This is a genomic window from Streptomyces sp. WELS2, from assembly GCF_013870595.1.
GTDB lineage: Bacteria > Actinomycetota > Actinomycetes > Streptomycetales > Streptomycetaceae > Streptomyces.
This window is the reverse complement of record NZ_JACBWZ010001273.1, coordinates 1-1272: the sequence shown is the minus strand read 5'-3', so window position 1 is coordinate 1272 and position 1272 is coordinate 1. Positions and strand designations below refer to the sequence as shown.

Sequence of the window (1272 nt, the reverse complement as noted above, 5' to 3'; positions counted from 1 at the left end):
ATCCGGCGGGAACACGGCGGCAGCCGGGCCGAGATCGAGGCGGGCGTGGGTGTCGGCGGCGGTCACCGGGGCGGGCGTCGGGCTGCTGTTCGCGGTGTCCATGCCGGGCGCCTTCGCGTTCCTGGCCTTCCAGCGGGAGAGGGGCACCGAGGTGGAGTCGCTGGGCGCGCTGGTCTTCCATGTGGCCCGGCACTTCGGCTGGCACGGCGAGGTGCTGCTGAACTACGGCTCGATCGAGTTCCTGGGCCCGTGGGTGAACGTGGTGAGCACGGCCGCGCTGGCGCTGACCGGGGCCGCGTTCGGCTGGCTGCTGCTGTGGCGGCTGCGGGCGAGGGAGCTGACGGGGGCCGTCCTCACCGACGCGGCCCTGACGGCGGTCCTGCTGTTCACGGTGACCAGCCGGGTGATCAGCCCGCAGTACCTGGTGTGGCCGGCCGGCCTGGCCGCCGTGTGCCTGACGCACCGGACGAGCCGGATGACAGGACCCGCGCTGATGATCCTCGGGGCGTCCTTCCTGACGGTCCTGGAGTTCCCGCTCGGCTTCTCGCACGTGGTGCTGAGCGACGGCTACGGCATCACGCTGCTGGTGCTGCGCAACGGCCTGCTGGTCGCGGCCGCCCTCACCGCGGCCCGCCACCTGTGGCGCGCCACCGTCCCGCCCCGCCCCACCACTCCCCTGCCGCCTCGGCCCACCCGCACCACGCGGTCCCCGGTCTCCTCCCGGCCCCGGACCGGCGAGGGGTAGGCCCGCTCAGCTCAGCCGGGCCGTGACGTAGGCGCGCCAGCGGGCGGTGAAGGCCTGGGGGGTGGTGCCGAGGACCTCGCGCAGCGCCTCCTCGACCGCGCCGGGCCGTTCGCCGTGGGCGCCGACGGCGCGGTAGAAGGCGCCGAGCCGGGCCGCGTCCCACTGCTCGGCGATCATCCGGCAGGCCAGCCAGCCGCTCTCGTAGGCCCGTGCCAGCTTCACGGGGTCGCTGGTGAAGCCGAAGTCCTTGTCGTCGGGCAGCGACCGGGGCGCCTCGCCCTCCCGGACGGCGCGGGCCAGTTCGGGGGCGGCCTCGGCCGGGGTGCGGCCGGTGCCGAGGTAGCCGATCCAGTCGGCGTAGCCCTCGGACAGCCACAGCGGGGTGGCGGCGGTGGTGTCCGCCCGCGTGGCCACATGGGTCGTCTCATGGGTGAGGACGATCTGCTTGCCGGCGTCACCGAGCATCGCGTACGCCTCCGGGTTGACCACCACCCGGTCCGCGGGCGCCCGCCCGGAGCCGCCCGCCT

At 75.2% G+C, this 1272-nt stretch carries 2 pseudogenes; one reads left to right on the top strand and one right to left on the bottom strand.

The annotated features are described in order from the left end of the window. Positions 1-745, top strand: a pseudogene (locus H5J33_RS35655) (hypothetical protein); the annotation flags it as partial. Positions 746-751: 6 nt separating this feature from the next. Here the strand turns inward: H5J33_RS35655 and H5J33_RS35650 are convergent. Then, a pseudogene (locus H5J33_RS35650) lies at positions 752-1272 on the bottom strand (hypothetical protein); the annotation flags it as partial.